The following is a 21,008-nucleotide window of genomic DNA, read 5'->3' as shown; positions in this document are numbered from 1 at the left end:
AGCTATTCCGCGTACACTGTGTTACAGGAGGGGTTGATGTGTACCGTCTCTTCGGACGTCAGGTAGACTTTAGCGCCACCCACTGACCATATGCCCCGCTCCTCTTTACAGTTAACATCCGGCCATGGGTACGTCGTCGGACTGCCATCGTTTACTGCCACGGAAACCGTCGTCGGAGTCCCGGTGAATGGGTCCGTTTTCTCTTCGGCGTGTTCACCCTCTACGTCAAATTCCCGTTGGTAGAGGACACCTTGACCGTCATCTGTGACTGTAACAGCGAGTGTGTGCGCTATATCGTCCCGATTGAAGACTTCGACATCGTGTGCGAGTTTCCTGGAATCGAGGAGCTCTATACACCCGGTGAGAGCGAGGGCCGAAACCGTTCCACAGGCTATGAGTAGCGAGCGACGAGTTCTGGAGAGCTCCATACTGAAACATGACAGTCATAGTGATATAGTCTCTTTGTTCGTCTGTCAGTATCCAAGTGGAGATCACCGCGTGAAACGAAGAATGCTGCCGGAGGGCAAGTGAACTGTATGAATCGTTGAAATGTTTGTTCCGCGCCTTCCGCGTCGAGTCCTTTCATTGTATCACTCATTTTCGAACGCCTCTGCAAGCCGTTCTCGCATGAACTCCCGCCGATACTTCCGCCGTTCGGCTTCCGAGAGGTAGTTTTTCAGTACCACCGACGCGTCGGAGCTTCCTTGCTCGCCTGCGATCACGTCCAGATTCTCGAGGAGATCCGTCATCGCCTGGTTGTACGTCGTATACCAGTACCGACGCCCCGTCTTCGACGTCGGCCGCTCGCCGCGAACCCGGACGTCGGCCCGGTCGGCCACGCGTTTGAATCGCGCCTGTATCGTCTCGCCCGTAACGTGACCGCTCGAGGACTTCCTCGAGGGGAACAGATAACCGTTCCACTCCCGATCGTCGCCGCCGAGAACGTCGATTCGATCGGCCAGTTCGGATACGCCGTAGATCAACGCGACCGTCCCCGGCCCGTTCTTTCGTTCTTCGAACGTGATGTGTGGATCCTCGCCCTCGAGTACCAGTTGGGAGACGTGGAGTGAGGCGACCTCGCTTCGGCGAAGTCCCCACGCACACAGCCCGAGCACGAGTAGCTGTTCGTCGGGACTCTCGATGGCGGTGTACAGCGTGGCGACCTGCTCGCTCGAGAGGGCCGGATTATCCCGGTTATCGGGTATCTGTTGCTCCCAAATCTCGCCGTGGTCGACGTTTTCCGTCGGGTTGAACGCCCCGGCGTGGCGCGTCTCGATGTGTCGATAGAACTGACGAATGTCGCTCAGATACCGGAGCTTCGATTCGGGACTCTCGAGTTCGTCGTCGAGTTCATAGAGAACGGCTTCGACGCGCCGGAGTTCGTCGTATTGGTTGTCGGCGTCTCGTACACGGTCGACGATCGACGCCGTCGCGTGGATCCGTTCGTACAGGCGGACGTACGTCGCGAGTCGATATCGTTTCGAGCGGGCCGTTGACTCGGCGCGCTTGTTTTCGATCCGTCGCAGGAACGCCTCGAGCGCGTCGATGGTGATTTCGTCGTCGATACCCCACTCGTAAGACTCGGTAGAATCGGGTTCCACGTAACCGACGGTCTCGAGAAACTCGGTCAGCGTCAGCTCGTGGTGTTCGCGAAGCGCGTAGGCGATGCCACCGTAGCCGGCGTCGGCGACCTCCTGGTACGTGGGTCGCTCGTCGAGATCGACGCCGCCACGCTGGAGGGCTGGTTCGACTTCGGTGTTCCACGTCATCTGAAGTTCCTCGAGTGACATTCGCGACCAGTTGATTTGCTCGCTACTCATCGCCCACCCGCTCGAGAAGACCGTTTCCTCGGTGTTGTGGTGATTCTAAGACCGTCATTCTCGTACGCCTCACTACAATTGACAGTAACGTAAAACTACTGTTTACTAGGGTGTCGTTGCACGGACACACGAGCTAAACAATATGCAGCCAACTCCGGTGCGATGTTGGATAAAGTATATAATGCTATATCAAATGGAGACGATAGCTCAATCCACAGTTTCGAAGGATGAATAGTTTTGAGTCGAATCTCAGTTGACTCGTGGTTATTTTCATCAACCAAGCGTCGATATCGAACCCACAGAACGTGACTGTCGAATGGATGTGGAAGATTGCGTGGATTCTTGCGCTACGAAACAGCGTTACCTCTCTCGAGCGGCGGACTCAGCAAGGGATGACACTCTGGATAGCCGTTCTCAAACGTTTCGATTTGAAGTCTGAGATCGGTGAGTGCGGTACACAAGTCCGTCCCTTCAGGAGGTGTTTACGGAACTCGAGAGCAGCGACGAACGCGTCGGTCAATCGGTGGCCTCATTGTATCATCAGTTTGTCCTGTGGTTAAATGGCAAATTAGAAAACTATTGATTTACTTCAGGTGAACGATCCTCTCCATACGTCTCTCGGAACTCCTGAATTAGTTGTCCAGTGGTGGCGTACCACTCATTGAGCATTCGTTGAAGTTCATCCGCAATCTCGTCGGGGTCGGAGACCCGATACACGTGGTGATATCCCCCCTTCGGGCAACTTTCCTGCTCTTCCACGGCCACTCCTGCTTCTTGAAGCCGTTTGACCGAACGGTATGCAGTCGTCCGTTCGCGATCGATAAACTTCGCGACCTGATCTATGGTAATTGGCTCGGAGCATTCCACCATTAGTCTGAATACACGTCTGTCCATCTCATTCAGCCCTAACATACAGTCGAGGAGACCCTCACACTCCCGTTCTTCTTCGAGTTGCTTTTGCACAGCGTCTGGCATTGTTACCGGTTTTTGGTGCTCCGACCAGATAAAGCTTGCAGTCTAAGTGCACATGTCCTGTGCGCTCGGATCGACTACCGAAGATCGAGCTGAATCTGGACGGTATCTCCAAATGTATAGAAATCGCCGCTTAAAGCAGTATGTATGTTTTCAATTGTATCTGTCCGCTCTTATCCCCCGGGACCGACAGCCTTATGCTTACTTTCCTATTTGCACTATCTATGCAAACAACTGGTGGCGGCGATTTGGAATATGACGTTCTCATCATCGGCGGCGGGCCTGCAGGCTTGAGTGCAGCCCTCCAGTTAGGACGCTCGCTCCGTAGCGTCTTGGTCTGCGATAACGGTGAACCCCGTAACGGTCCGGCAGATGAAGCCCACGGTTACCTGACGAGAGACGGTATTTCGCCGGAGGAACTCCGCCATCTCGGTCGTGAGGAAGTAGTGAAGTACGGAGGCGAGTTCCGCGACACGAAAATAACGGATGTCAGCCGAGACAACAACGGATTCACCAGCACCCTCGATTCCGGCGAGACCATCACGAGTCGGAAGGTAGTATTAGCGACTGGTGTCAGGGATGATCTTCCAGATACCGACGGCTTTGAGGAGTTCTGGGGGAGTGGCGTACATCACTGCCCCTACTGTCACGGCTACGAAGTCCGTGGTGAGTCCCTCGGCGTGATGGTTACGAACCAACACACGGTCGACTACGCGAAGCTCATCTACAACCTGAGTGAGGACCTCCTCGTATTTACCAACGGGCAGGACGTCTTCGATGACGAATCGCGGTCGATGTTCGTCGAACGTGGAATCGAAATCGAGGACGAACCGATTACTGCACTCAACGGCTCCGACGGTGAACTCGAAAGCGTCTCCCTCGCGGATGGCCGCGACGTAGCTCGCCACGCTCTGTTCTACCCTCCGCCGATGGAGCAACACAGCGAGATACCAGAACAGCTCGGTCTCGAAGTGAATGAGGCTGGACTCGTCGATGCAACGCGCTCCCAGCGTGGAATCGGGTTCACATCGGTCGAGGGGCTGTTCATTGCTGGCGATGCCTCGAGCGGGGGTCCGCCGTCCATCCCATCCGCCGTCGCCGATGGATACGCAGTCGGAACGACCGTGAATGGGGAACTGTCCATGGAAGACTTCGAAGGGGGGTTGCAATAATGGAGGAGTCCTTCGAGGACCTCGCCGATCGCTTCTCGCAGATTGCCGATCAGTACGACGACAAACACGGCAGCGACGAAAAGCCGATCTACAACGCGTGCGCCTCACTTGTTATTGAACACGCAGACCCTCGCCCCGACGACGTCGTCCTCGACCTCGGAACGGGGACAGGCCTAATTGCGCTCGCGCTGACCGAGGATGCTGGCCACGTCGTCGGTCGGGATATCAGTGAGGGAATGATAGAGCAGGCCCGGTCGAAAGCTACCGACAGCGGTCTCGAGAACGTGGAGTTCGGCTATGGCGAGTTCCGCGACCCGCACTACGACGGCGAAGTAGACACCGTGGTCTCGAATTTCGCGCTGCACCACCTCCCCGATGAGGAGAAACGCGAGGCTATCGAGGCCATCGCCGATCTCGGTCCACGCCGATTCGTCCTCGGTGACGCGATGTTCTTCGGATCGCCCGATCCTGACGAACCGCTATTCGGCCACGGAGTTGATGGGGCTACCGTCGGGATGCTCGTGGACAGACTTACTGACGTCGGATTCGTGGTCACGGCAGTCGAGCGCGTGCACGATCAAGTAGGTGTCCTTGTCGCTGAAACTCCCGACGATGAGGGACTAGAGTAACTACTGAAATAATTTACACGCCCATCGCAGAGTCCGCGGTTCTCGCTCACTCCGTTCGCTCCGAACCGCACTGTGGTCATTCGACGAAGGAGCACGTGAACCACCGAGGAATCGAGTGGCACCGATCTCGCTGGACTATCGGGTGCAGGTACGACGTTACCTTCCGCTGAGGGATCGACACCGGCACTCACGTCCGGAGAAGGGTTATAGACGCGAGACGCCTTTCTTGAACCATGGATCCGATATTCTTTGACTCTCGCGACGAGTTCCGCAACTGGCTGGAGGAGCACCACGCCACGGCCGAGGAGCTGTGGGTCGGATACTACAAAGTCGACGCCGAGCGATCAGGCATCGAATACGGCGAATCGGTCGAGGAAGCCCTCTGCTTCGGGTGGATCGACGGCCTGATCAAGGGCATCGACGACGAGACGTACACGCGTCGATTCACGCCCCGGAAGCCCGACAGCAAGTGGTCGAAGGCGAACAAGGAGCGAGTCGAATCGATGACCGAGACGGGGAAAATGACCCCGGTCGGGATGAAACTCGTCGAAGCGGCCAGGGAATCGGGCGAGTGGGACGCGGCGTACCGGTTGGCCGATGATCACGAAATTCCGACCGAACTCGAAGCGGCACTGCGGGAGAACGAGACCGCGTGGGAGAACTTCCAGAACTTCTCGAACACGGATCAGCACGCGTTCATCGCGCTATTTGAGGAGGCTAAGACGGACGAGACGAAGCGAAAGCGTATCGACCGAACGATCGAACTCGCGGAGCAGGACCTTCGAGCGTACGACGAGGACAACAAGCGGCGGCTGTGATGGGGTCCCATCACTCTTCGAAACGACGATTCGCCATCTACCGGACCACGAGGACGGGAATCGGTGACCGGCGAACGACCTTTTCCGCGACGCTCCCGAGCAGAACGCGCGAAACTCCCTTCTGCCCGTGGCTTCCGATGACGATCAGGTCGACCGATTCTTCCTCCGCCTGCGCAACGATGCGGTGATCGGGCTCGCCCGTGACGACGTCCGTTTCGAGACTGCGGCCGTGCTCAGTTGCGATTTCCGTCGCGGGCTCGAGGATGTCAGCTGCGTACTCCTGTGCTCGCTCGGTAACGGGTATCTGTAGTTCGGGACCCACGATCTGTGCCCAGCGACCATCCGGTACCTCGATGACGTACAGCGCTATAACAGTCGCATCTGGAAACGTCTCGAAGGCAAACTCGAGGGCGTCCGTCGCCTGTGGCGAGCCATCGTATGGAACGAGAATTCGGTCGGCCATGACGAACGGACTCGACCAGCCGGTATAAACTTGTCACGCGGATTCGAAGGGCGAAAAACGGGGTTCCGATACTGTAGAGGCCAACCGTACACCGTCCCGTGAAATCGGTCAGTTCCGGAAACGCCGATCGGTGAAAAGATGGCCCCCTGTCCGAACGTGAGACTGTGCACGCGCTCATCTGCGAGTTAGACCGCGCGGACACAGACGGGTGGCGGACCACAACCCGAGAACGGATGGTTGCGGGACTGACTCGCGAGACGGTGCTTACGTCGCGTCACTGAGAACGATCCGATGAGTAGCGTCGTCTCTGTCCGCTGGCGAAGAACGAAGAGCGTGGGAGTCGAAGATTCGGGCATGTACGACCGAATTTTGATCGCCGTCGACGGAAGCGACGAGGCCGAGCGGGCGGCGAAACGTGGACTCGAGTTCGCTCGCGTCTTCGACGCGACCGTCGACATTTTGCACGTCGTCGAGCGGAAGGCGCTCCGACTCGCGAGATCCGCCGACCAAAAGGCGCGACTCCGTGAGCGCGGTGAAGCCGTCCTCGAAGAAATCGAGGGTCTCGCGTCCGATATCGATCAGCCAGTGACGACGGAACTGATGGAGGGGAGGGCCGCGATCCGGATCGCCGAATACGCGGCCGAACGAGACGTGACACTGATCGTCGTCGGACGACAGGGGCTAACGGGGGTCGGAAAGCGACTCCTCGGCGGCGTCACGGAACGGCTCCTCCACCGAAGCGACGTCCCCGTCTTCGTCGTTCCGAAAGGCGCTCCCGACGCGACGACCGACTACTCCGACCTGCTCGTTTCAACGGACGGAAGCGAAATCGCCGCCGACGCCGCCCGACACGGTGCCGCGGTCGCACGGCGATACGATTCGGCAGTCCACGTGCTCAACGTCGTCGATCTGCAGGCTGCAGGAGGGGCCTTCAACGCGGGTGGCCTCGAGCACGAGTTCGTCGATCGACTCGAGGCCGACGGCGAAGAGATCGTCGAGGACGTGGCGATGGAGATCGGAGACGAGGTCCCAACCGTCACGACTGCCGTCGTGCGGACGACGTCGTTCGACGGTGTCGCCGCCGGGATTCGCGAGTACATCGACGATGCCGATATCGACCTCGTCATCGTGGGGGCACGCGGTCGGTCGAATCTGGGTCGCCGAGTCCTTGGTAGCGTCACCTCGGCCCTCCTGCGGACGATCGACGTTCCCGTATTGGTCGTGACGCGATCGTCGTGATCGGATCGCTGTCGTCCGATACTCGTGAGCGCCATCAGCACCGTCGGGACGGTATCGATCCGACGAATTTCTCCAGGAACGCATTCGACGAACGCGCCTCGGATACGTCTGGACGGCCGGATTCCCCTCTCGAGTTCACTATCGAGGCTTCCGATTGTTCGTCTCGCCTGTCGGAGAAGTTACGGACGAGGTCGAGGCGTTCGCCGCCCACGTGGCCGCTTTCGTTGAAAAACGGCTGGGCGTCAAGCCGCCGGCTACGAACCGGCAGACCGGATCGGAGTGATCGAATTCGGTACCGACGGCCATCAGCGACCGGATCTATCTACGTACTATGGAGAAACGCAGTTGCTCGATCGATGCCGTGCTGACCGAGTAACGTGGCAGTAAGAAATAACATAATTTCGACGTTTATTACAATATATAGCCAGCACTATTCGTCATTGATGAGACTTCTGCCAGGATAAACGGTAACTGGTATTGTACAAATAATGCAATAGACTCGGCTCAACGCTCGTTCTCAGTCTCGCAGTCTTCGGACAGTGAGGCATCGATCTAGTCGCTGTATTCCTACGTCAACTGACCAGGAAACGCGATCTCTTCGAGACGGTGTTTCTCGTCGATGGCTACGAACATCTGACTGCACTCTCTCGATCAACGCTGTACGGTCAGGTCGACTATACCGACCGGAACCACGTCGAAAAGTGGTTTCACACCCTCAAAATTGTGGGTCGACCGCGTTCATAATTCGTGGGTCGGCAGTCGGGCGAAGATCCGCGAGTGTCTTGGGTGGGTCGTGCATTGCTACAACCAGTAGAAGCCGAATCAAGCACTCGAGAGGACAATACCTACTGAGATAGTTCTGAGCTAGACATGTCGTGTGGAGGGGCGACACTAACTGTCATTGAGAATCTGTGTGAGATCCCACTATCGCTCGTGATTACGCCGGTCCAACGTGAACAGATCTCTGCCGTCCGCAACGGATAACCGTTCAGGAAGCTGGGGACCTGCCATTCAACGATCTTGAACACTATCTGCGTACCGCCATTGCTATCGGTACGCTACCGGTAATAATGGGGTTTTGTACGCCGAAATAAGATCACCCTTATGTGAAATACTACGGCTAAGCCGTTAATAGGGATCCCGTGAACAGACGAATTACAGACATACGACTGTAATGTGCTGGTCGCTATCCCCGCGGACGTGTTAACTCTCTAGACGGACGATCAACACTCGTTCAACGATATTGCACAGACCGAATCGAACCGGACATCCTTCAAACGGAGGTCGCTCGAGATCAATAGTGAGAGTAGCGAAGTTCGATAACGTTCGCCGTTTTCTTTACTGCACTAACGAGTTCTTCGAACCGTTCCTGATCGTCCAGATGGCTCTTCGGTCCCGAAACCGAGACGGCACTGATAACGGTGTCCGCGCTTCGATCCGTAATCGGTGCGCCAATCGTGAGCACGCCTTGTCTTCTATCCTGGTCCTCGACGGAATAGCCGCGCTCGCGGATGTGCTCGAGTTCCGTGACGAGTTCGTCGGCGTCCGTGATCGTGTGTTCGTTCGCACGGGGCAACCCGTGGGTTTCGATGATAGACTCGACACGGCTCGTCGGATAGTGAGCTAACATCGCCTTTCCGAGCGCCGTCCAATGCATATGCGCATACTCTCCGATCGGAGCGTTGTCGTGGATGGCCTCCGGTCCGTCCGATTTGTAGAGGAGGACTCGCAGGCCGTTTTCTTCGATTCCGAGGTTCGCGACTTCACCGGTTTCGGACGCGAGTTTGTCTACTTCCGGTTTCGCGACTTGGTAGAGTCGCGACTCGTTTCTGTAATCGCCACCGTACTCCAGAAACCGATAGCTGAGCGCGTATTCGCCGTCGTCCTGTACCACGAAACCCTCGCTCTGTAACGTCTGAAGATAGATGTGAACGGTGCTTTTGGGTAGGTCCAGTTGCTTCGCCAGTTCGGAGACCCCCGTTTTCCGCATCTGTCTGAGCTGTTCGAGAACGGTGAAGGCTTTCTCGACCGATCCGAGCGTCTTGTTCGCCTCCGTCCCTCCCGTGTTATTGATCATATCGACGTCATCGACTCGTACTCCTTTAACGATATCTCTCTCCTCGACGACCCGCTGAATCGACGTCTCCTCGATGAACGCAATTCCTCGAAGAAGGGTGATTCCGCGTGAACACGGCTCAGTCGAGCGGTTCGTCGTTCCGGAGGTCGGAGTCGAAAGGACGTTCGAAAACCGGATGGAGCGCTCTCGGTTTTTGATCTCCGTTCAGACTAAATTCGTGAGATTTTCGACGTCGCCCGTTCGGGACAGTTCCGCAACGTTGTCGGCAACGATAGCGGCTAATCGATCCCAGTGTTTCGGGCTGTGACCGGCATTATGGGGGGTGATAATGACGTTCTCGAACCGCCACAGCGGGTGGTCTGCGGGGAGCGGTTCGGGATCGGTTACGTCGAGTGCGGCCCCATCGATCTGGTTCGTTTGAATCGCGGAAACGAGCGCGTCGGTATCGATGATCCGTCCTCGACCGACGTTGATCACCTTCGCGTTCGGGGGAAGCGTCTCGAACTCGGAACTGGAAAGCAGTTCCCGCGTCGTATCCGTCAGCGGTGCGGCGATAATCAGGTACTCAGTTCGTGCCAGAGCGTCGTGGACGGCCTCACGTTCGAATCCGACGACCTCGTCCGTCGGCCCTCCCTTCTCTGGCGTGTACCTGATCCCGATCGTATCAACGTCGAATCCGGAGAGTCGTTCGACGACGGCCGTTCCGATCGCGCCGAGACCGACGACGGTGACCGTACTCCCCATCAGTTCGTCGCCCTGATAATGGCGCCATTCGTGGCGGTTCTTTCGTCTCCGTCCCTCTTGGAGCCGTCGCGAGAAGGTCAACACGTATCCGACAACTTGCTCCGCGATGTTCGGCGCGTGGATACCGGAGGCGTTGGTAACGGCGACGTCCATCTCTCTGAGGGTCTCGAGAGGCAAGTGATTGTAGCCCGCAGCGACGCCCGCGAACAGCTGGAGGTCCTCCGCGTGCTTCAACAGATCCTCATCGATGTCGACGCCGGAGACGACGGTGGCGTGCTCGATGAGTTCGCGCTCCTCGGAGGGCGTCCTGGCGAGTCGGACGTCGTAGTCCGATAGTCGTTCGTCGAGTAGATCGGCGTACTCGCGCGCTGGCAATCCGTGAGTATCAGAGCGTAGGACGAGGACGTCCGGTGTATCGTTACTCATTGGTAGATTCCGTCAACGGGGGTGAACGTACCGCTCCCGTGACAGTGCCCTAACGAAATTGCGGTAGGGTTATTAATCCTGTCCAACCGGCATGGGACGGGTTTCTCATACCTTATGAACATTTATGATATCACCAGAATGTTTATCACGGATGGTATATATGTGCCTGTATGGCAAGCCAGATGCGAAGACGCCAGTATATCGCAGCTGCTGGAATGACCGGAGTTGCCGGGTCTGCAGGCTGCCTTAGTGGTATTATCGACAGATCGAGCGGATCAGATAGCTCCGACGAATACTGGGAATACTTTCACTCGCAATCGGAAGTCGCTGCGGAGTTGATGGAGACCGCAATCGAGGAGTTCCGGCGCGAGCAGGACGCACAAATCCAGATGAACTGGTCGAACTGGGACGACATCAACGGCGGCAAGTGGAAAAACAACATCCAAAACGGGAATCGGCCGCTGCTCTACGACTCGACGAACTCGCTTACCGGTCAGTTCATCGAACCCGGCTGGGTCAAGCCCGTCAGCGAGTACGAGGACAGACTCGACGACGGGGCCCTCGAGCACGTCGAGTGGGCGATGGAGATGGCCCAGAGCTGCTATCGCGGATTCGACGAGGACCTGTACGAAATTCCCATCGGTCTCGAGGTCGGCGCGCCGTTTATCGCGCGGGCGGATCACTTCGAAGCGGCCGGCCTCTCGATCGAAGACGATTTTCCACCCAGAGACTACGAACACCTCGTCCAGGTAGCGACGCAACTCCAGGAGGACGGCCCCGGAACGTATGGGTTCCAGATTTACGGCGAACACGGCGACGTCACCGACGAGGCGCTCGTGACGTGGACCGCTTCGAAGGGAGGGTACGACGGTATGTACCTCAACGAGGACTGGTCGGACGTCAACTACGACAACGACATCTGGAAGGAAGCGACCAAACAGTACGTCGATCTCTACCGGGAACACGGCCTCTCCTCGGAGAAGGCGGCGACGGCATCGAACGAAGGTGCCGCCCAGATGCTTATTCAGGGGGAGGTGAGTATGTATCAGGGAAGCACGAAGGGCTTCGGCCAATTCATGAGCCGAGCGGAGGACATGATCGGGGACGGAACCATCGTGTTCGGGCCGCCCTGGGAGGGCGACGCGGGCAATCGCGGCGACTTCTTCACGCAGTGCATCGCGCTCATGCGAAAGCCCGACGGCGTCTCGGCGGACGTCTGGGAGGAGCGCGAGGAGATGGCGATCCAGTGGATCAACAAACTGCTCTCGGCGGACTTCCAGCGGGAGGTTCCGAAGTCGCTGGCGACGCTCCCGGTCCGAAAGGACGTGTGGCCGGACCTCGCGGACGACGAGGCGCTCTCCCGGAGTAACTATCTCTCGACGCTCGAGACCACCGTCGAAGGGATGGAACACGGCTGGTCGAGCCACCCCGAGATGAACGCGATCCAGTACAATATCGCCGGACCGCGGTTCCAGGAGGCCGTTCGCGGGAAGATCAGCCCTGAAGAGGCCTGTACCCGGACCGCCGAAGAGATACGCAACCAGGTGGATATCTAACATGTCGACACGAGACCTCTTCGACGTCGGCGGCAGAACCGAACGCTATCGGACCGTGCTCTCCGAGAACTGGTTCGCGTACCTGCTGATCATGCCGGTGTTGCTGTTTCTGGTCGTGCTCATGTGGCTCCCCTTCATGCAGGGGATCTACATGAGTTTCAACGAGTGGCCCTTCGGCGGCGACCCGACGTGGGTCGGGCTAGCGAATTACGAGTTCCTGTTGAACTGGGAACCGTTCTACACGTCCCTGAAGGCGACCGTGATCTTCTCGCTCACGACGCTATTCCAGCTGGTCGTCGCGCTCGCAGCGGCGCTCGCCGTCCGGGAACTCCGCCGCGGAAAGAGCTTCGTCAGCGCGGCGTTTCTGCTCTCCTATACGATGCCGCCGCTGGTGATCGGGACCATCTGGGCATATCTGCTCGAGCCCGACTTTGGCCCCGTCTTCGGCTATCTCACCCAGTGGAACGTCCTCGAGGAGACGATCTACTGGGGTAGCAGCGGGTCCATGTCGCTGGCAGTCGTAATATTCGTGACGACGTGGACGTTCTGGCCGTTCATGTTCCTCATCATCTCGGCTAGCCTCGAGAGTATCCCGGAGGAACTGTACGAGAGCGCCCGCATGTACGGGGCGAACCCGCTCCAGACGTTCCTCCGCGTTACGCTACCCCAACTGAAAAGTGCCATCCTGGTCGCGCTGAGCATCCGGATTATCTGGAACATGACGAAAATTTCGCAAGTGCTCCAGCTCACGAACGGCGGTCCGGGATACGACACATCCATTCTGGCCGTGTTGCTGTACCAGTTCGCCTACGAACGGGGCCAGATGGGCGTCTCGTACGCCATCGGGATCGTCCTGCTCCTGATGACCCTCGGCTTCGTCTTCGTGTTCATCCGCGAGTTCGAGCGCGCGAGTGAGGGGGCGGGAGCATGAGTGCGACCGGCTACGACGCGACCGCCGTGACGCTGAAGACGGCCGCGTACGGCGTCGTCGCGTTCCTCGTGCTCGCGAACCTCATTCCGCTCCTGTTCATCCTCTCGGTGTCGTTCATGCCGCCGAGCGAGTTCTTTACCGACCCGCACCTCGTGCCGTACGAGCCGACGTTGGAGGCGTGGTCGACCGGGTTCGAGGACCTGCGGGAGAACCTCCTCAACAGCTTCCTGATTGGCGCGGGCACCGCGTTGCTGGCGCTGACTATCACGATCCCGGGCGCTTACGCGTTCGCCCGGAAGGAGTTCTACGGGAAAACGGCCGGCTTCTACGCGATCATCTCGGCGATGATGTTCCCGTACATCCTCCTGGTCATCCCGATCATGGACCTGTGGACCGCGCTGGGGCTATACAATACCGTCTTCGGGATGATCCTGGCGTACCAGGTGTTCGTCACTCCGTTTTCCATCTGGATCCTCCGGGATTTCTTCGAGAACCTCCCGACGGATATCGAAGAGGCCGCGCAGGTGTACGGCTGTACGCAGTTCACGGCGTTCCTTCGCGTCATCCTCCCGTTGGCGGCACCCGGAATCGTCGCCGTCGGCTTCCTCGCGTTCCTGACGGGATGGAACGACTTCCTCTTCGCCAACCTGCTGACTACCGGCACGGGGCCGGTTCCGGCCGTGCCGGTCCTGTACGGAACCATCGGCGGCGGGTCAGGTGAACGCGTCTACTGGGGGAAACTGATGGCCGAAACGCTCATCATCGGAATCCCACCGACGATCATCTACCTCGCCGCGCGCAGTCACCTGGAAAGTGCGTTCAACGTATAATTAAAGAATCCATGAAACAAACAGAAGACAACAGTTCGGGCGACCGAACGGAACGATCCGGAGCATCGAGTCGTAACCAAGATACCGTTACCGGGAGTGTCGCGGGAAACCGCGTTCGGATCGACGGCGTTCGAAAGACGTTCAACGAAGGTTCGGTCGTCGCCTGCGACGACGTGAACATCGCGATCGACGAGGGCGAGTTCGTCGTCCTCGTCGGGCCCTCCGGCTGCGGAAAGACGACGACGCTCCGGTGTATCGCCGGGCTGGAGGAGCCGGACAGGGGTGCCATCACCCTCGACGGCGAAGACATCACCGGACTAAAATCGAAAGACAGGAACCTCGCGTTCGTTTTCCAGAGCATCGCGTTGTTCCCGCACATGAGCGTTCGAAAGAACATCCGCTTCGGATTGGACATGAATACCGACCTCTCGAGCGAAGAGAAGCGACGCCGCGTCGAGGACGTCGCGGAAACCCTCGATCTCTCCGAGACCCTCGATCGGAAACCGTCGGCGCTCTCGGGCGGCCAACAACAGCGCGTCTCGCTCGGCCGCGCGATGGTGATGGAGCCCGCGGCGTTCCTGCTCGACGAGCCGTTCTCGGCGCTCGATGCGAACCTCCGCGACCACATGCGAGTCGAGGTCAAGAAGATCCAGCGGGAGCTGAACACGGCGATGATCTTCGTTACGCACGATCAGGAGGAGGCGATGACGCTCGGAGACAAGATCGTCGTGATGAACGAGGGGTACGTCCAGCAGATCGGCACGCCGTACGACATCTATAACGAACCGACGAACCGCTTCGTCGCGGGGTTCATCGGCTCGCCGTCACCCAACCTCCTCGAGTGCACCGTCGAGCGGACGGCCGACGGGTTCGCCCTCGAGTCCGACTTCCACTCGATCCCGGCCACGGAGACGCAGGCCGAACACCTCGAGCAGTACGTGGGGGAGACGGTTATCTACGGGATCCGACCGGAGTATCTGGACCTCGAAAACGACCGGGGCGCGTTCGTCGCCGACCTCGACGTCGTCGAACCGCTCGGTGATCGGGATGCCGTCCACCTGTCCGCGAACGGTACCGATCTATCGGCGGTCACCTCGCAGGGCGAAATCTCGAGGGAGACCGATCAGATTCACGTCGACATCCAGACCGGGGAATCGTGGCTGTTCGAGAAGAACGGGTCGCGAATCGTCTAATCGCCCTCGGAGGACCCCTCCGATGAAGGCTTACAACTAACGGTCACGAACTATCCACGATCCCAATGACACGACTCGACACGGCGTACGAAGCGGCGGTTGACGGAGCCGAGATCGCACGCGGTCTGTTCCGCACTGAACTGGACGTAGAGACCAAGGACTCGAAGATGGATCTCGTCACCAGAGCGGATACCGAGACGCAACAACGCGTTATCGAGACCATTCGCGATGCGTATCCGAACGCGACTATCGTCGGTGAAGAGGAAGACGAACTGAAGTCCGTTCCCGAGGACGGAAACGCTTGGGTGATCGACCCGATCGACGGAACGACGAACTTCGTCCGCGGGATACAGCTGTGGACGACGACCGTCGCAGCCGTCCGCGACCACGAGACCGTCGCAGCGGTGACCGTCGCTCCGGCTCTCGATGACACGTTTGTAGCGGATTCCACCGGCGTAACGCTGAACGATGAACCGATCTCCGTCAGTACTCGAACGGATCTCGATCGGTTTACCGTCGCGCCGATCCTTCGATACGGTCCCGAACGCGACCGGAAGTTCGGTACCCTCCTCCGGGAGTTGATACTGCAGTTTGGCGACTTGCGTCGCTTTGGATGCGCCCAGGCGACGCTCGGCATGGTCGCCTCCGGCGCGCTCGATGCGGCGGTTTCCGCACAACCGGATCCAAACCCGTGGGATACTATCGCCGGGATCCACATGGTCGAACGGGCTGGTGGCTCGGTGACGGATCTCGCAGGGCGGCCCTGGGAACCAGGTTGTGAAGGGGTCATCGCGTCGAACGGAAACGCCCACGATGAGGTCGTCGAAAATGTGAGGCGAACAGTGGAGTAGTCGACTGACCGTTCTCACGGGGTCCTTTCAAACATAGATCCTCGGTAGGGCACAATCTCGGAGGATGGATCTGATGCGTACCTTTCGTTCTAGTATTGTTCAGGGATACATTCTAGTTATCGCTTAAATCTCCCCGAGAACACCCTCTAAGCTGTCTACCTCTAATTCGTAATATTTTGAGTACAGAGTTCACCGTTTCGCTCTGGCTCCGTTGCGGGTTAGTCAGTGAAGTGGGATCGGTCGACCGAGACCGAGCGGTCGCCGAGTGCGAACGTTTCGATTGTGCTCCGCACCGACTTCGAATGCGGGACTATCAACGGTGCCGTCTTCGCCATTCCTCGAGCGAGCCTTGGGGGGACGTAGCCACCGTAATCGAGCCAGTAAGCGAGATTGGCTGCACCACGTCGTTGACGCGAAATGATCTGTTCGACGTGTGGGCGTCGTCGTGCCCCGAATTCACCGATGCGTTCGAGGATTTCCTCCGTGATAGTGAGTTCCTCGACGAGAAGGCTGTGAGCAATGACGGCGTCCTCGACGGCGAGCGGGTTTCCCTGTGCGCCGATGGGACTTGCAGTATGTGCGGCGTCACCGATGAGAAGAAGTCCGTCACTGGACCAGGTGTCCGCGATTCCCGGAGCAACATCGAGGAGCGTGGTGTCCCGAAATCCGTCCAACTGTGCAGCCATCGCTGAGGCGACTTGCGGGTCGATCTCGGCGATCCGCTCCCGGAACGCGTCGAACCCGGCTTGCTTGATCGAGGGCCACTCGCCGCTTCGGACGAGGTAACCGATTTGGAGGTCATCACCACCGAGACCGAAGTACAGAAGAACGCCGTCGCGGTCGATTCGACCTTGCGTAGTCGCATCGATATCGCCGCGGGGGAGCTTGAACCAGACGAGATCGACCGGCGATTCGAACAGTCCCGGGTCGATGCCAGCGCTGGTTCGAACCGTCGAGTATCGACCATCGGCGCCGACAACGCACTGCGTTTCGAACGCGACGTCCTCGCCGGCGTCCCGGTCTCGGGCTTCGATCCCCTGAATCCTACCTGCGGTGTCCGTGCGGACGTCCCTGACAGTGGTCGAGGGGTGAAACGTGAAGTTGTCGTAGGAACTGGCACGGTCGACGAGGCATTCGAGCAGCGCTGGCTGCTCCATCATCAGCGCGTACGGATAGTCGGTGTCGAGCAGGTCGAAATCGAGAACCGAGATCTCCTCGCCGTACAGCGAGAACGCACCATCGGTGACAGTCTCGTGAGCCAGATCAAGAACGTCGTCGAGGAGATCCATCTCGTCGAAGAGACGAACCACACCAGGGTTCCAACCGAACCCCCGATACTCGCGCTCGAACGTGGCGGCACGCTCAACGAGCGCGACGTCGATCCCACTCCGAGCCAGAAGGTAGGCGAGGACTGCGCCACCTGGACCGCAGCCGACGACGACGACCTCCGCGGTTTCAGTTCTCTCTCGCATTGTTCGTTATACGTCCAGTCCTAGCTTAAAATGTCCTATTCCGTACGGTGACGTCGAAGGGATGTCGATGGTCAGCGGCACGAAAGACATGGAGCGCCGGACGTTCAAATCCGCGACGATATCCATCGTCGGGCAGAACGTCCCGCTAATACTCGATGGAGAGCCGATTCGGGAAAGTTCAGAGTGGGACAAAAATCCGCCGAACCAGATTCACCGTGTCGTTCGACGCCTGGTGAAACGAGCACAGGAACACGTCCCCATCGAAATCGTGCTGTGCGACCATGAATTCGACTCCCAGCAGGTATTTCAGACCTTGTCGAACCTTGACGTGAACTCATCCCGAAGCGAATCAACAGTCCGGAGCGGGAGATTATCGAGGTGATGGGCGACGACGAACAGGAAGTCGCCGTGGAATCAGCTTCCGTCCACGTCGAAGCAGGAAGCCAATCGATGGGTTCTTGTACGTGCCGTCGACGGAAGGTGAGGGAACGGCAGTCTTCGCGACGAATCATATGGTTGGACCGGACGAGGCAGAGCCCTTCTGTCGATGGTACAGCTGCCGTTGGGGGATCGAAAACGAATACAAGTCGATCAAGAACGGCTTCCTCGCGAAGACGTCCTTGAAAGACTACCGCGTCCGGTTGTTCTACTTCGTGTTTGCCGTGTTGTTGTACAACATCTGGCGACTCACCGACTTCCTGTTGAAAGCTGGCGTCGACGGTGAGATCGACTACGCGCCAGTTTGACAGCTGGCGAGTGTACGAGCTAATCACCTCAGCGTTGATTCCGCCCAACTAACTGCGTAGCTCGCACTGAGTCCGCCACTCTCGAGTGGCAATACCGTTTAGCAGGGCCAGTACCCATGTGATTTCTCATGATCGTCGGATAGTTCCGGAAATTGGATTCGAAATCGATGCCAGATAGTGAGGACCAACGCGAATTAACGGAAATCAGTCCCCAAAACTATCCTATCCTCCGAAACTGTGGAGTAGGGAGAGGCGCATTGATATCGTCATATTGAGTTTATGTATGGGCCGGGCGAAGCTCTGTCCTAAAACGGGAGGATATCAACTTCACGCAGGTGCAACTCGCCGAATATACGCCGATCGTTCCCGTATGTACAGTACTACCGGCCTCACCACAACCCTCGAGGCAGCGTTCGACGGAAACAAGATTCCTACACCTCCCGATCGCGCGTTCCGAGAACGTCATCCGGTCGGTGAGCGTCTCGCGACCGTAGATCAATGCAATCTGTTCAGGTCCGATCTTCGGTCGGCTCTCGGTTGTAACGGTGCGCCGGACGGCGAAAGCTTGGAACCGCGTTCAATCGCTGTTGGTTTTGTGCGAGTAAAATATTTGAAAGAGATCCGGTTGGCCATCATATCATATATCAAACTATTACTCCAGCGTTTCATTTCCAGTTTTCGAATCGAAATCAGGATCTCGTCGACGGAGTGCTGACTAAGGTCGTCGGCTCTATCGACGAGAAACGCACCGGTCTCGAGATCGCGCCTCCGATTAGCTCTCGTAGAAATAGTGCTTCGAAGACGATCGAATCCGTCGGAGTCAGCCGTATCTGGCACAATCTACTCGATTCCGGATTGATGGAAACATATCCGTCCTATTAATAGCCGTTCTAAATCGGAGTCAGTTAGTGGCAACGTAACTCGGAGAGGAACCATTGAGCGGCTATCGTTTGTATCTGTGACGCACTTATAAACAGTTTTCTACGATAGTCAGGACGGACCTCTCGGTTCTCCAAACTGTATTTGAAACAGGTGATTTTGCGAGACAGCGGTGGATCTTCGACGCCGTGACGACGGTTGAGAACGGAGATTCCAGTAATCGCCTCGATAAGGGAGGCCCCTATCTCGCACGACGGGCCGGCGAGCCGGAGGCCGAACGCGTCGTTACGGTTGAACCGGGGCCCTACGAGTAGAAGACCAGGGGGCAGTAGCCGCCGTTTCCTCGTTTCAAAAGAACCAACTCGACCTATCGCGTTCGACCTGAACGACCTCTTCTTTGTCGGCCACCCCAGCGTCGACGATAATCTCGCGTTCGTAGCGCTGTCCGAGCATCCACGCGAAAAGAATTGCGACCGCGAGTATCCCCCTCCATCGCGGTAACGCTTCCTGAAGTGGTTCTACTAGTGCGATTAGAATGAAAACACTGAGAATTCCCATATGCACAACGCGACTCTGTAACAGTGATCTCTGCGTCATTGTACTCTGTAGAACGCCTGAAACCCATAAACCGTTCGTACCTGTTCGATCTCCGATCGTTCAACGAAACAATAGTGCGGAGTCCCCTTCTGCTCACGGCTTCGCCGTTCGCATGGTCAGCGGAACCAAAGGTTCCGCGCTATCCTCAAACACGAGCGAAACGAGCGGGAAAGGAAGAGAGCGTGGCCGACTCCACCGTTCTACCGTCCCGATTCTCGCCGTTCCTCGAGTATGAGTTCGGCGATTCGTTCGGGCTGTTCGCTTGCGAGACGGAGGACCGCATCGTGAATCTCGCGGGTTTCCTCGTCGAGTATCTCCGCTTCGGCGAGCGTTGGAACGATCGTCGTCCGGATCTTGTTCTCGAATTCGTTTACCGTCTCGGTCCGAGCGTAGAACGGCTTCTGTTGAACCTGGCTGTATTCGAACGCCGGACCCGCTTCTGCGGCCGACAGTGGCTCGTCGGTTTTCTCGTCGGATTCGTCACGATGTTCCGGCTGTTCCGTGGCCGATTCATCGCTCGTCTCTGCATCCGTTATCGACGGCTCGTCGGGAGCCTGGTCCGAATCCGTCTCTGGCTCGCTCTCGAGCGCATCCGCCGATTCGGTCGAATCCGCGTCGTCCTCTTTGAGATCGTCGAACGGATTGCTCATCGTTTCCCACCCTCAGTTGCGACGATCTCGGCGAGTTCCTCGTAGTAGGGGATCTGGTCGTTTTCGGGGTCGTAGTCCTGTAACGGTTGATTGTGCTGCAGCGACCGCGATAGCGCAGACCGGTGCCGGATCCCCGGTTTCGGTGGCGACGTGTCACCGGCATCGATCGCATCGAACTCGGCGGCCGTAATCCGAGCGAAGTCCGGAACCGCTTCCTGCAGCGGTTGGCCGGGGTTTACCTCGTAGGTCGCCGTGTTCAGGTTCTCGAGCAGTTCCCGATCCTCCGTCTGTTGATCGATTCGGTCGGCGAGTTTGTTCGGAACGACCGCGAGGACGTCGACGTCGATGTACTCCCGCGCCGGTTCGATCAGTCGTTCCATCGTTCGCTTGTAGCCGCCGATCGCGCTCGATCCCGGTTCGATCGGGATGATAACGTTCCCCGTCGCGACGAGGGCGTTGTTGTTGAGCATCCCCGGGTACGCCGGGCAATCGAAAACCAGGTACTCGTATTCGGTTCCGAGCAGCGGATCGACGATTTTCGTTTTGATCCGCGCCGACCCCTGCATCGCGCCGGCGAGATCTTTTTCGACGTCCTCGAGCGTATCCGACGACGGAAGCAGATCGAATCCGTGCTCGGTCGTCCGAATGAGATCGTGGGGCGTTGCGTCGCCCTCGAGGATGACGTCCCCGAGATTGATGTCGCCCTGGTACGCCGCTTCGAAACCGAGCCCGTTCGTCGCGTGACCGTTCGGGTCGAGGTCGGCGTAGAGGGTCTCACCGCGCTCGGCGAGCTGGCGCGCGAGATTCATCGAGGTTGTTGATTTACCGACACCGCCTTTCAAGATGACCACGCTAACGGCACGTGGTTCGGTTGTTGTGGCTTCCATTGGTGAGCTTCACCCGATCCGGGCAAGGTACGATAGGCACCTATTGTTCCGATATC

Annotated in this window: 19 protein-coding genes and 1 pseudogene; 10 read left to right on the top strand and 10 right to left on the bottom strand. The window is 58.1% G+C overall.

What is annotated here, in order from left to right:
- Positions 1 to 2 precede the first annotated feature (2 nt).
- From DWB23_RS23055 to DWB23_RS14595, 3 genes are all read right to left on the bottom strand, one after another.
- Positions 3 to 428, bottom strand: coding sequence for a hypothetical protein (locus DWB23_RS23055; RefSeq protein WP_162989836.1), 426 nt, complete (start codon positions 426 to 428; stop codon positions 3 to 5).
- A gap of 162 nt (positions 429 to 590) precedes the next feature.
- Complete coding sequence (locus DWB23_RS14600; protein ID WP_121743533.1) at positions 591 to 1,820, bottom strand: tyrosine-type recombinase/integrase; 1,230 nt, start codon at positions 1,818 to 1,820, stop codon at positions 591 to 593.
- Positions 1,821 to 2,396: 576 nt separating this feature from the next.
- The gene (locus DWB23_RS14595; protein ID WP_121743532.1) at positions 2,397 to 2,795 is read right to left on the bottom strand and encodes a helix-turn-helix domain-containing protein; all 399 of its coding nucleotides are present in this window, start codon (positions 2,793 to 2,795) and stop codon (positions 2,397 to 2,399) included.
- Positions 2,796 to 3,016: 221 nt separating this feature from the next.
- Between DWB23_RS14595 and DWB23_RS14590 the strand changes: the two genes are divergently transcribed.
- From DWB23_RS14590 to DWB23_RS14580, 3 genes are all read left to right on the top strand, one after another.
- Positions 3,017 to 3,964 carry an NAD(P)/FAD-dependent oxidoreductase gene (locus tag DWB23_RS14590; protein ID WP_121743531.1) on the top strand — a complete coding sequence of 316 codons (948 nt, stop codon included), beginning with the start codon at positions 3,017 to 3,019 and terminating at the stop codon, positions 3,962 to 3,964.
- Positions 3,964 to 4,593, top strand: a complete 630-nt coding sequence (locus tag DWB23_RS14585; protein ID WP_121743530.1) for a class I SAM-dependent methyltransferase — start codon at positions 3,964 to 3,966, stop codon at positions 4,591 to 4,593. The genes DWB23_RS14590 and DWB23_RS14585 overlap by 1 nt, the downstream gene beginning before the upstream one ends.
- A 233-nt stretch (positions 4,594 to 4,826) precedes the next feature.
- Entirely contained in the window at positions 4,827 to 5,411 is a 585-nt protein-coding gene (locus tag DWB23_RS14580; RefSeq protein ID WP_238717453.1) for a YdeI/OmpD-associated family protein, read from the top strand.
- 37 nt (positions 5,412 to 5,448) lie between these two features.
- On the opposite strand, the gene DWB23_RS14575 is transcribed toward DWB23_RS14580, so the two are convergent.
- Positions 5,449 to 5,874 carry a universal stress protein gene (locus tag DWB23_RS14575; protein ID WP_121743529.1) on the bottom strand — a complete coding sequence of 142 codons (426 nt, stop codon included), beginning with the start codon at positions 5,872 to 5,874 and terminating at the stop codon, positions 5,449 to 5,451.
- Positions 5,875 to 6,228: 354 nt separating this feature from the next.
- Between DWB23_RS14575 and DWB23_RS14570 the strand changes: the two genes are divergently transcribed.
- A complete protein-coding gene (locus DWB23_RS14570) occupies positions 6,229 to 7,113 on the top strand; it encodes a universal stress protein (protein WP_121743686.1) in 885 nt (294 codons plus the stop codon).
- 1,294 nt (positions 7,114 to 8,407) lie between these two features.
- Here DWB23_RS14570 and DWB23_RS14560 read toward each other — a convergent pair.
- Together DWB23_RS14560 and DWB23_RS14555 are read right to left on the bottom strand one after the other, a co-directional pair.
- Positions 8,408 to 9,190 (bottom strand): IclR family transcriptional regulator, encoded by a 783-nt coding sequence (locus tag DWB23_RS14560; protein ID WP_121743528.1) that lies wholly within the window; start codon positions 9,188 to 9,190, stop codon positions 8,408 to 8,410.
- 204 nt (positions 9,191 to 9,394) lie between these two features.
- Entirely contained in the window at positions 9,395 to 10,360 is a 966-nt protein-coding gene (locus DWB23_RS14555) for a D-2-hydroxyacid dehydrogenase (protein WP_121743527.1), read from the bottom strand.
- A gap of 338 nt (positions 10,361 to 10,698) precedes the next feature.
- Here DWB23_RS14555 and DWB23_RS14550 point away from each other — a divergent pair, with 338 nt between their 5' ends.
- From DWB23_RS14550 to DWB23_RS14530, 5 genes are all read left to right on the top strand, one after another.
- A complete protein-coding gene (locus tag DWB23_RS14550; RefSeq protein ID WP_238717452.1) occupies positions 10,699 to 11,916 on the top strand; it encodes an ABC transporter substrate-binding protein in 1,218 nt (405 codons plus the stop codon).
- 1 nt (position 11,917) lies between these two features.
- Positions 11,918 to 12,847, top strand: a complete 930-nt coding sequence (locus DWB23_RS14545; protein ID WP_121743525.1) for a carbohydrate ABC transporter permease — start codon at positions 11,918 to 11,920, stop codon at positions 12,845 to 12,847.
- Positions 12,844 to 13,677 (top strand): carbohydrate ABC transporter permease, encoded by an 834-nt coding sequence (locus DWB23_RS14540; protein ID WP_121743524.1) that lies wholly within the window; start codon positions 12,844 to 12,846, stop codon positions 13,675 to 13,677. The genes DWB23_RS14545 and DWB23_RS14540 overlap by 4 nt, the downstream gene beginning before the upstream one ends.
- Before the next feature lie 11 nt (positions 13,678 to 13,688).
- Positions 13,689 to 14,870 (top strand): ABC transporter ATP-binding protein, encoded by a 1,182-nt coding sequence (locus DWB23_RS14535; protein ID WP_121743523.1) that lies wholly within the window; start codon positions 13,689 to 13,691, stop codon positions 14,868 to 14,870.
- A 65-nt stretch (positions 14,871 to 14,935) separates the two neighbouring features.
- Positions 14,936 to 15,721, top strand: a complete 786-nt coding sequence (locus DWB23_RS14530; RefSeq protein ID WP_121743522.1) for an inositol monophosphatase family protein — start codon at positions 14,936 to 14,938, stop codon at positions 15,719 to 15,721.
- 218 nt (positions 15,722 to 15,939) lie between these two features.
- On the opposite strand, the gene DWB23_RS14525 is transcribed toward DWB23_RS14530, so the two are convergent.
- Positions 15,940 to 17,193: an FAD-dependent monooxygenase gene (locus tag DWB23_RS14525; RefSeq protein ID WP_121743521.1), complete on the bottom strand. Its 1,254-nt coding sequence runs from the start codon at positions 17,191 to 17,193 to the stop codon at positions 15,940 to 15,942.
- 43 nt (positions 17,194 to 17,236) lie between these two features.
- Here DWB23_RS14525 and DWB23_RS24020 point away from each other — a divergent pair.
- A pseudogene (locus tag DWB23_RS24020) lies at positions 17,237 to 17,991 on the top strand (transposase); the annotation flags it as partial.
- A 1,175-nt stretch (positions 17,992 to 19,166) separates the two neighbouring features.
- Here the strand turns inward: DWB23_RS24020 and DWB23_RS14515 are convergent.
- From DWB23_RS14515 to DWB23_RS14505, 3 genes are all read right to left on the bottom strand, one after another.
- Positions 19,167 to 19,415 (bottom strand): hypothetical protein, encoded by a 249-nt coding sequence (locus DWB23_RS14515; RefSeq protein WP_121743520.1) that lies wholly within the window; start codon positions 19,413 to 19,415, stop codon positions 19,167 to 19,169.
- 200 nt (positions 19,416 to 19,615) lie between these two features.
- On the bottom strand, positions 19,616 to 20,065 hold the full coding sequence (locus tag DWB23_RS14510; protein ID WP_121743519.1) for a hypothetical protein: 450 nt from the start codon (positions 20,063 to 20,065) through the stop codon (positions 19,616 to 19,618).
- On the bottom strand, positions 20,062 to 20,952 hold the full coding sequence (locus DWB23_RS14505; RefSeq protein WP_238717451.1) for a ParA family protein: 891 nt from the start codon (positions 20,950 to 20,952) through the stop codon (positions 20,062 to 20,064). The genes DWB23_RS14510 and DWB23_RS14505 overlap by 4 nt, the downstream gene beginning before the upstream one ends.
- Positions 20,953 to 21,008 lie beyond the last annotated feature (56 nt).

Source organism: Natronorubrum halophilum (assembly GCF_003670115.1).
Classification (GTDB): Archaea; Halobacteriota; Halobacteria; order Halobacteriales; family Natrialbaceae; genus Natronorubrum; species Natronorubrum halophilum.
The sequence above is the reverse complement of the archived record's forward strand: the minus strand, read 5'-3'. Positions and strand labels throughout refer to the sequence as shown.

Coding starts and splice junctions, on each gene's coding strand:
- DWB23_RS23055 (WP_162989836.1), bottom strand. CDS start 428: ATGGAGCTCTCCAGAACTCGTCGCTCGCTACTCATAGCCTGTGGAACG.
- DWB23_RS14600 (WP_121743533.1), bottom strand. CDS start 1,820: ATGAGTAGCGAGCAAATCAACTGGTCGCGAATGTCACTCGAGGAACTT.
- DWB23_RS14595 (WP_121743532.1), bottom strand. CDS start 2,795: ATGCCAGACGCTGTGCAAAAGCAACTCGAAGAAGAACGGGAGTGTGAG.
- DWB23_RS14590 (WP_121743531.1), top strand. CDS start 3,017: ATGCAAACAACTGGTGGCGGCGATTTGGAATATGACGTTCTCATCATC.
- DWB23_RS14585 (WP_121743530.1), top strand. CDS start 3,964: ATGGAGGAGTCCTTCGAGGACCTCGCCGATCGCTTCTCGCAGATTGCC.
- DWB23_RS14580 (WP_238717453.1), top strand. CDS start 4,827: ATGGATCCGATATTCTTTGACTCTCGCGACGAGTTCCGCAACTGGCTG.
- DWB23_RS14575 (WP_121743529.1), bottom strand. CDS start 5,874: ATGGCCGACCGAATTCTCGTTCCATACGATGGCTCGCCACAGGCGACG.
- DWB23_RS14570 (WP_121743686.1), top strand. CDS start 6,229: ATGTACGACCGAATTTTGATCGCCGTCGACGGAAGCGACGAGGCCGAG.
- DWB23_RS14560 (WP_121743528.1), bottom strand. CDS start 9,190: ATGATCAATAACACGGGAGGGACGGAGGCGAACAAGACGCTCGGATCG.
- DWB23_RS14555 (WP_121743527.1), bottom strand. CDS start 10,360: ATGAGTAACGATACACCGGACGTCCTCGTCCTACGCTCTGATACTCAC.
- DWB23_RS14550 (WP_238717452.1), top strand. CDS start 10,699: ATGGAGACCGCAATCGAGGAGTTCCGGCGCGAGCAGGACGCACAAATC.
- DWB23_RS14545 (WP_121743525.1), top strand. CDS start 11,918: ATGTCGACACGAGACCTCTTCGACGTCGGCGGCAGAACCGAACGCTAT.
- DWB23_RS14540 (WP_121743524.1), top strand. CDS start 12,844: ATGAGTGCGACCGGCTACGACGCGACCGCCGTGACGCTGAAGACGGCC.
- DWB23_RS14535 (WP_121743523.1), top strand. CDS start 13,689: ATGAAACAAACAGAAGACAACAGTTCGGGCGACCGAACGGAACGATCC.
- DWB23_RS14530 (WP_121743522.1), top strand. CDS start 14,936: ATGACACGACTCGACACGGCGTACGAAGCGGCGGTTGACGGAGCCGAG.
- DWB23_RS14525 (WP_121743521.1), bottom strand. CDS start 17,193: ATGCGAGAGAGAACTGAAACCGCGGAGGTCGTCGTCGTCGGCTGCGGT.
- DWB23_RS14515 (WP_121743520.1), bottom strand. CDS start 19,415: ATGACGCAGAGATCACTGTTACAGAGTCGCGTTGTGCATATGGGAATT.
- DWB23_RS14510 (WP_121743519.1), bottom strand. CDS start 20,065: ATGAGCAATCCGTTCGACGATCTCAAAGAGGACGACGCGGATTCGACC.
- DWB23_RS14505 (WP_238717451.1), bottom strand. CDS start 20,952: ATGGAAGCCACAACAACCGAACCACGTGCCGTTAGCGTGGTCATCTTG.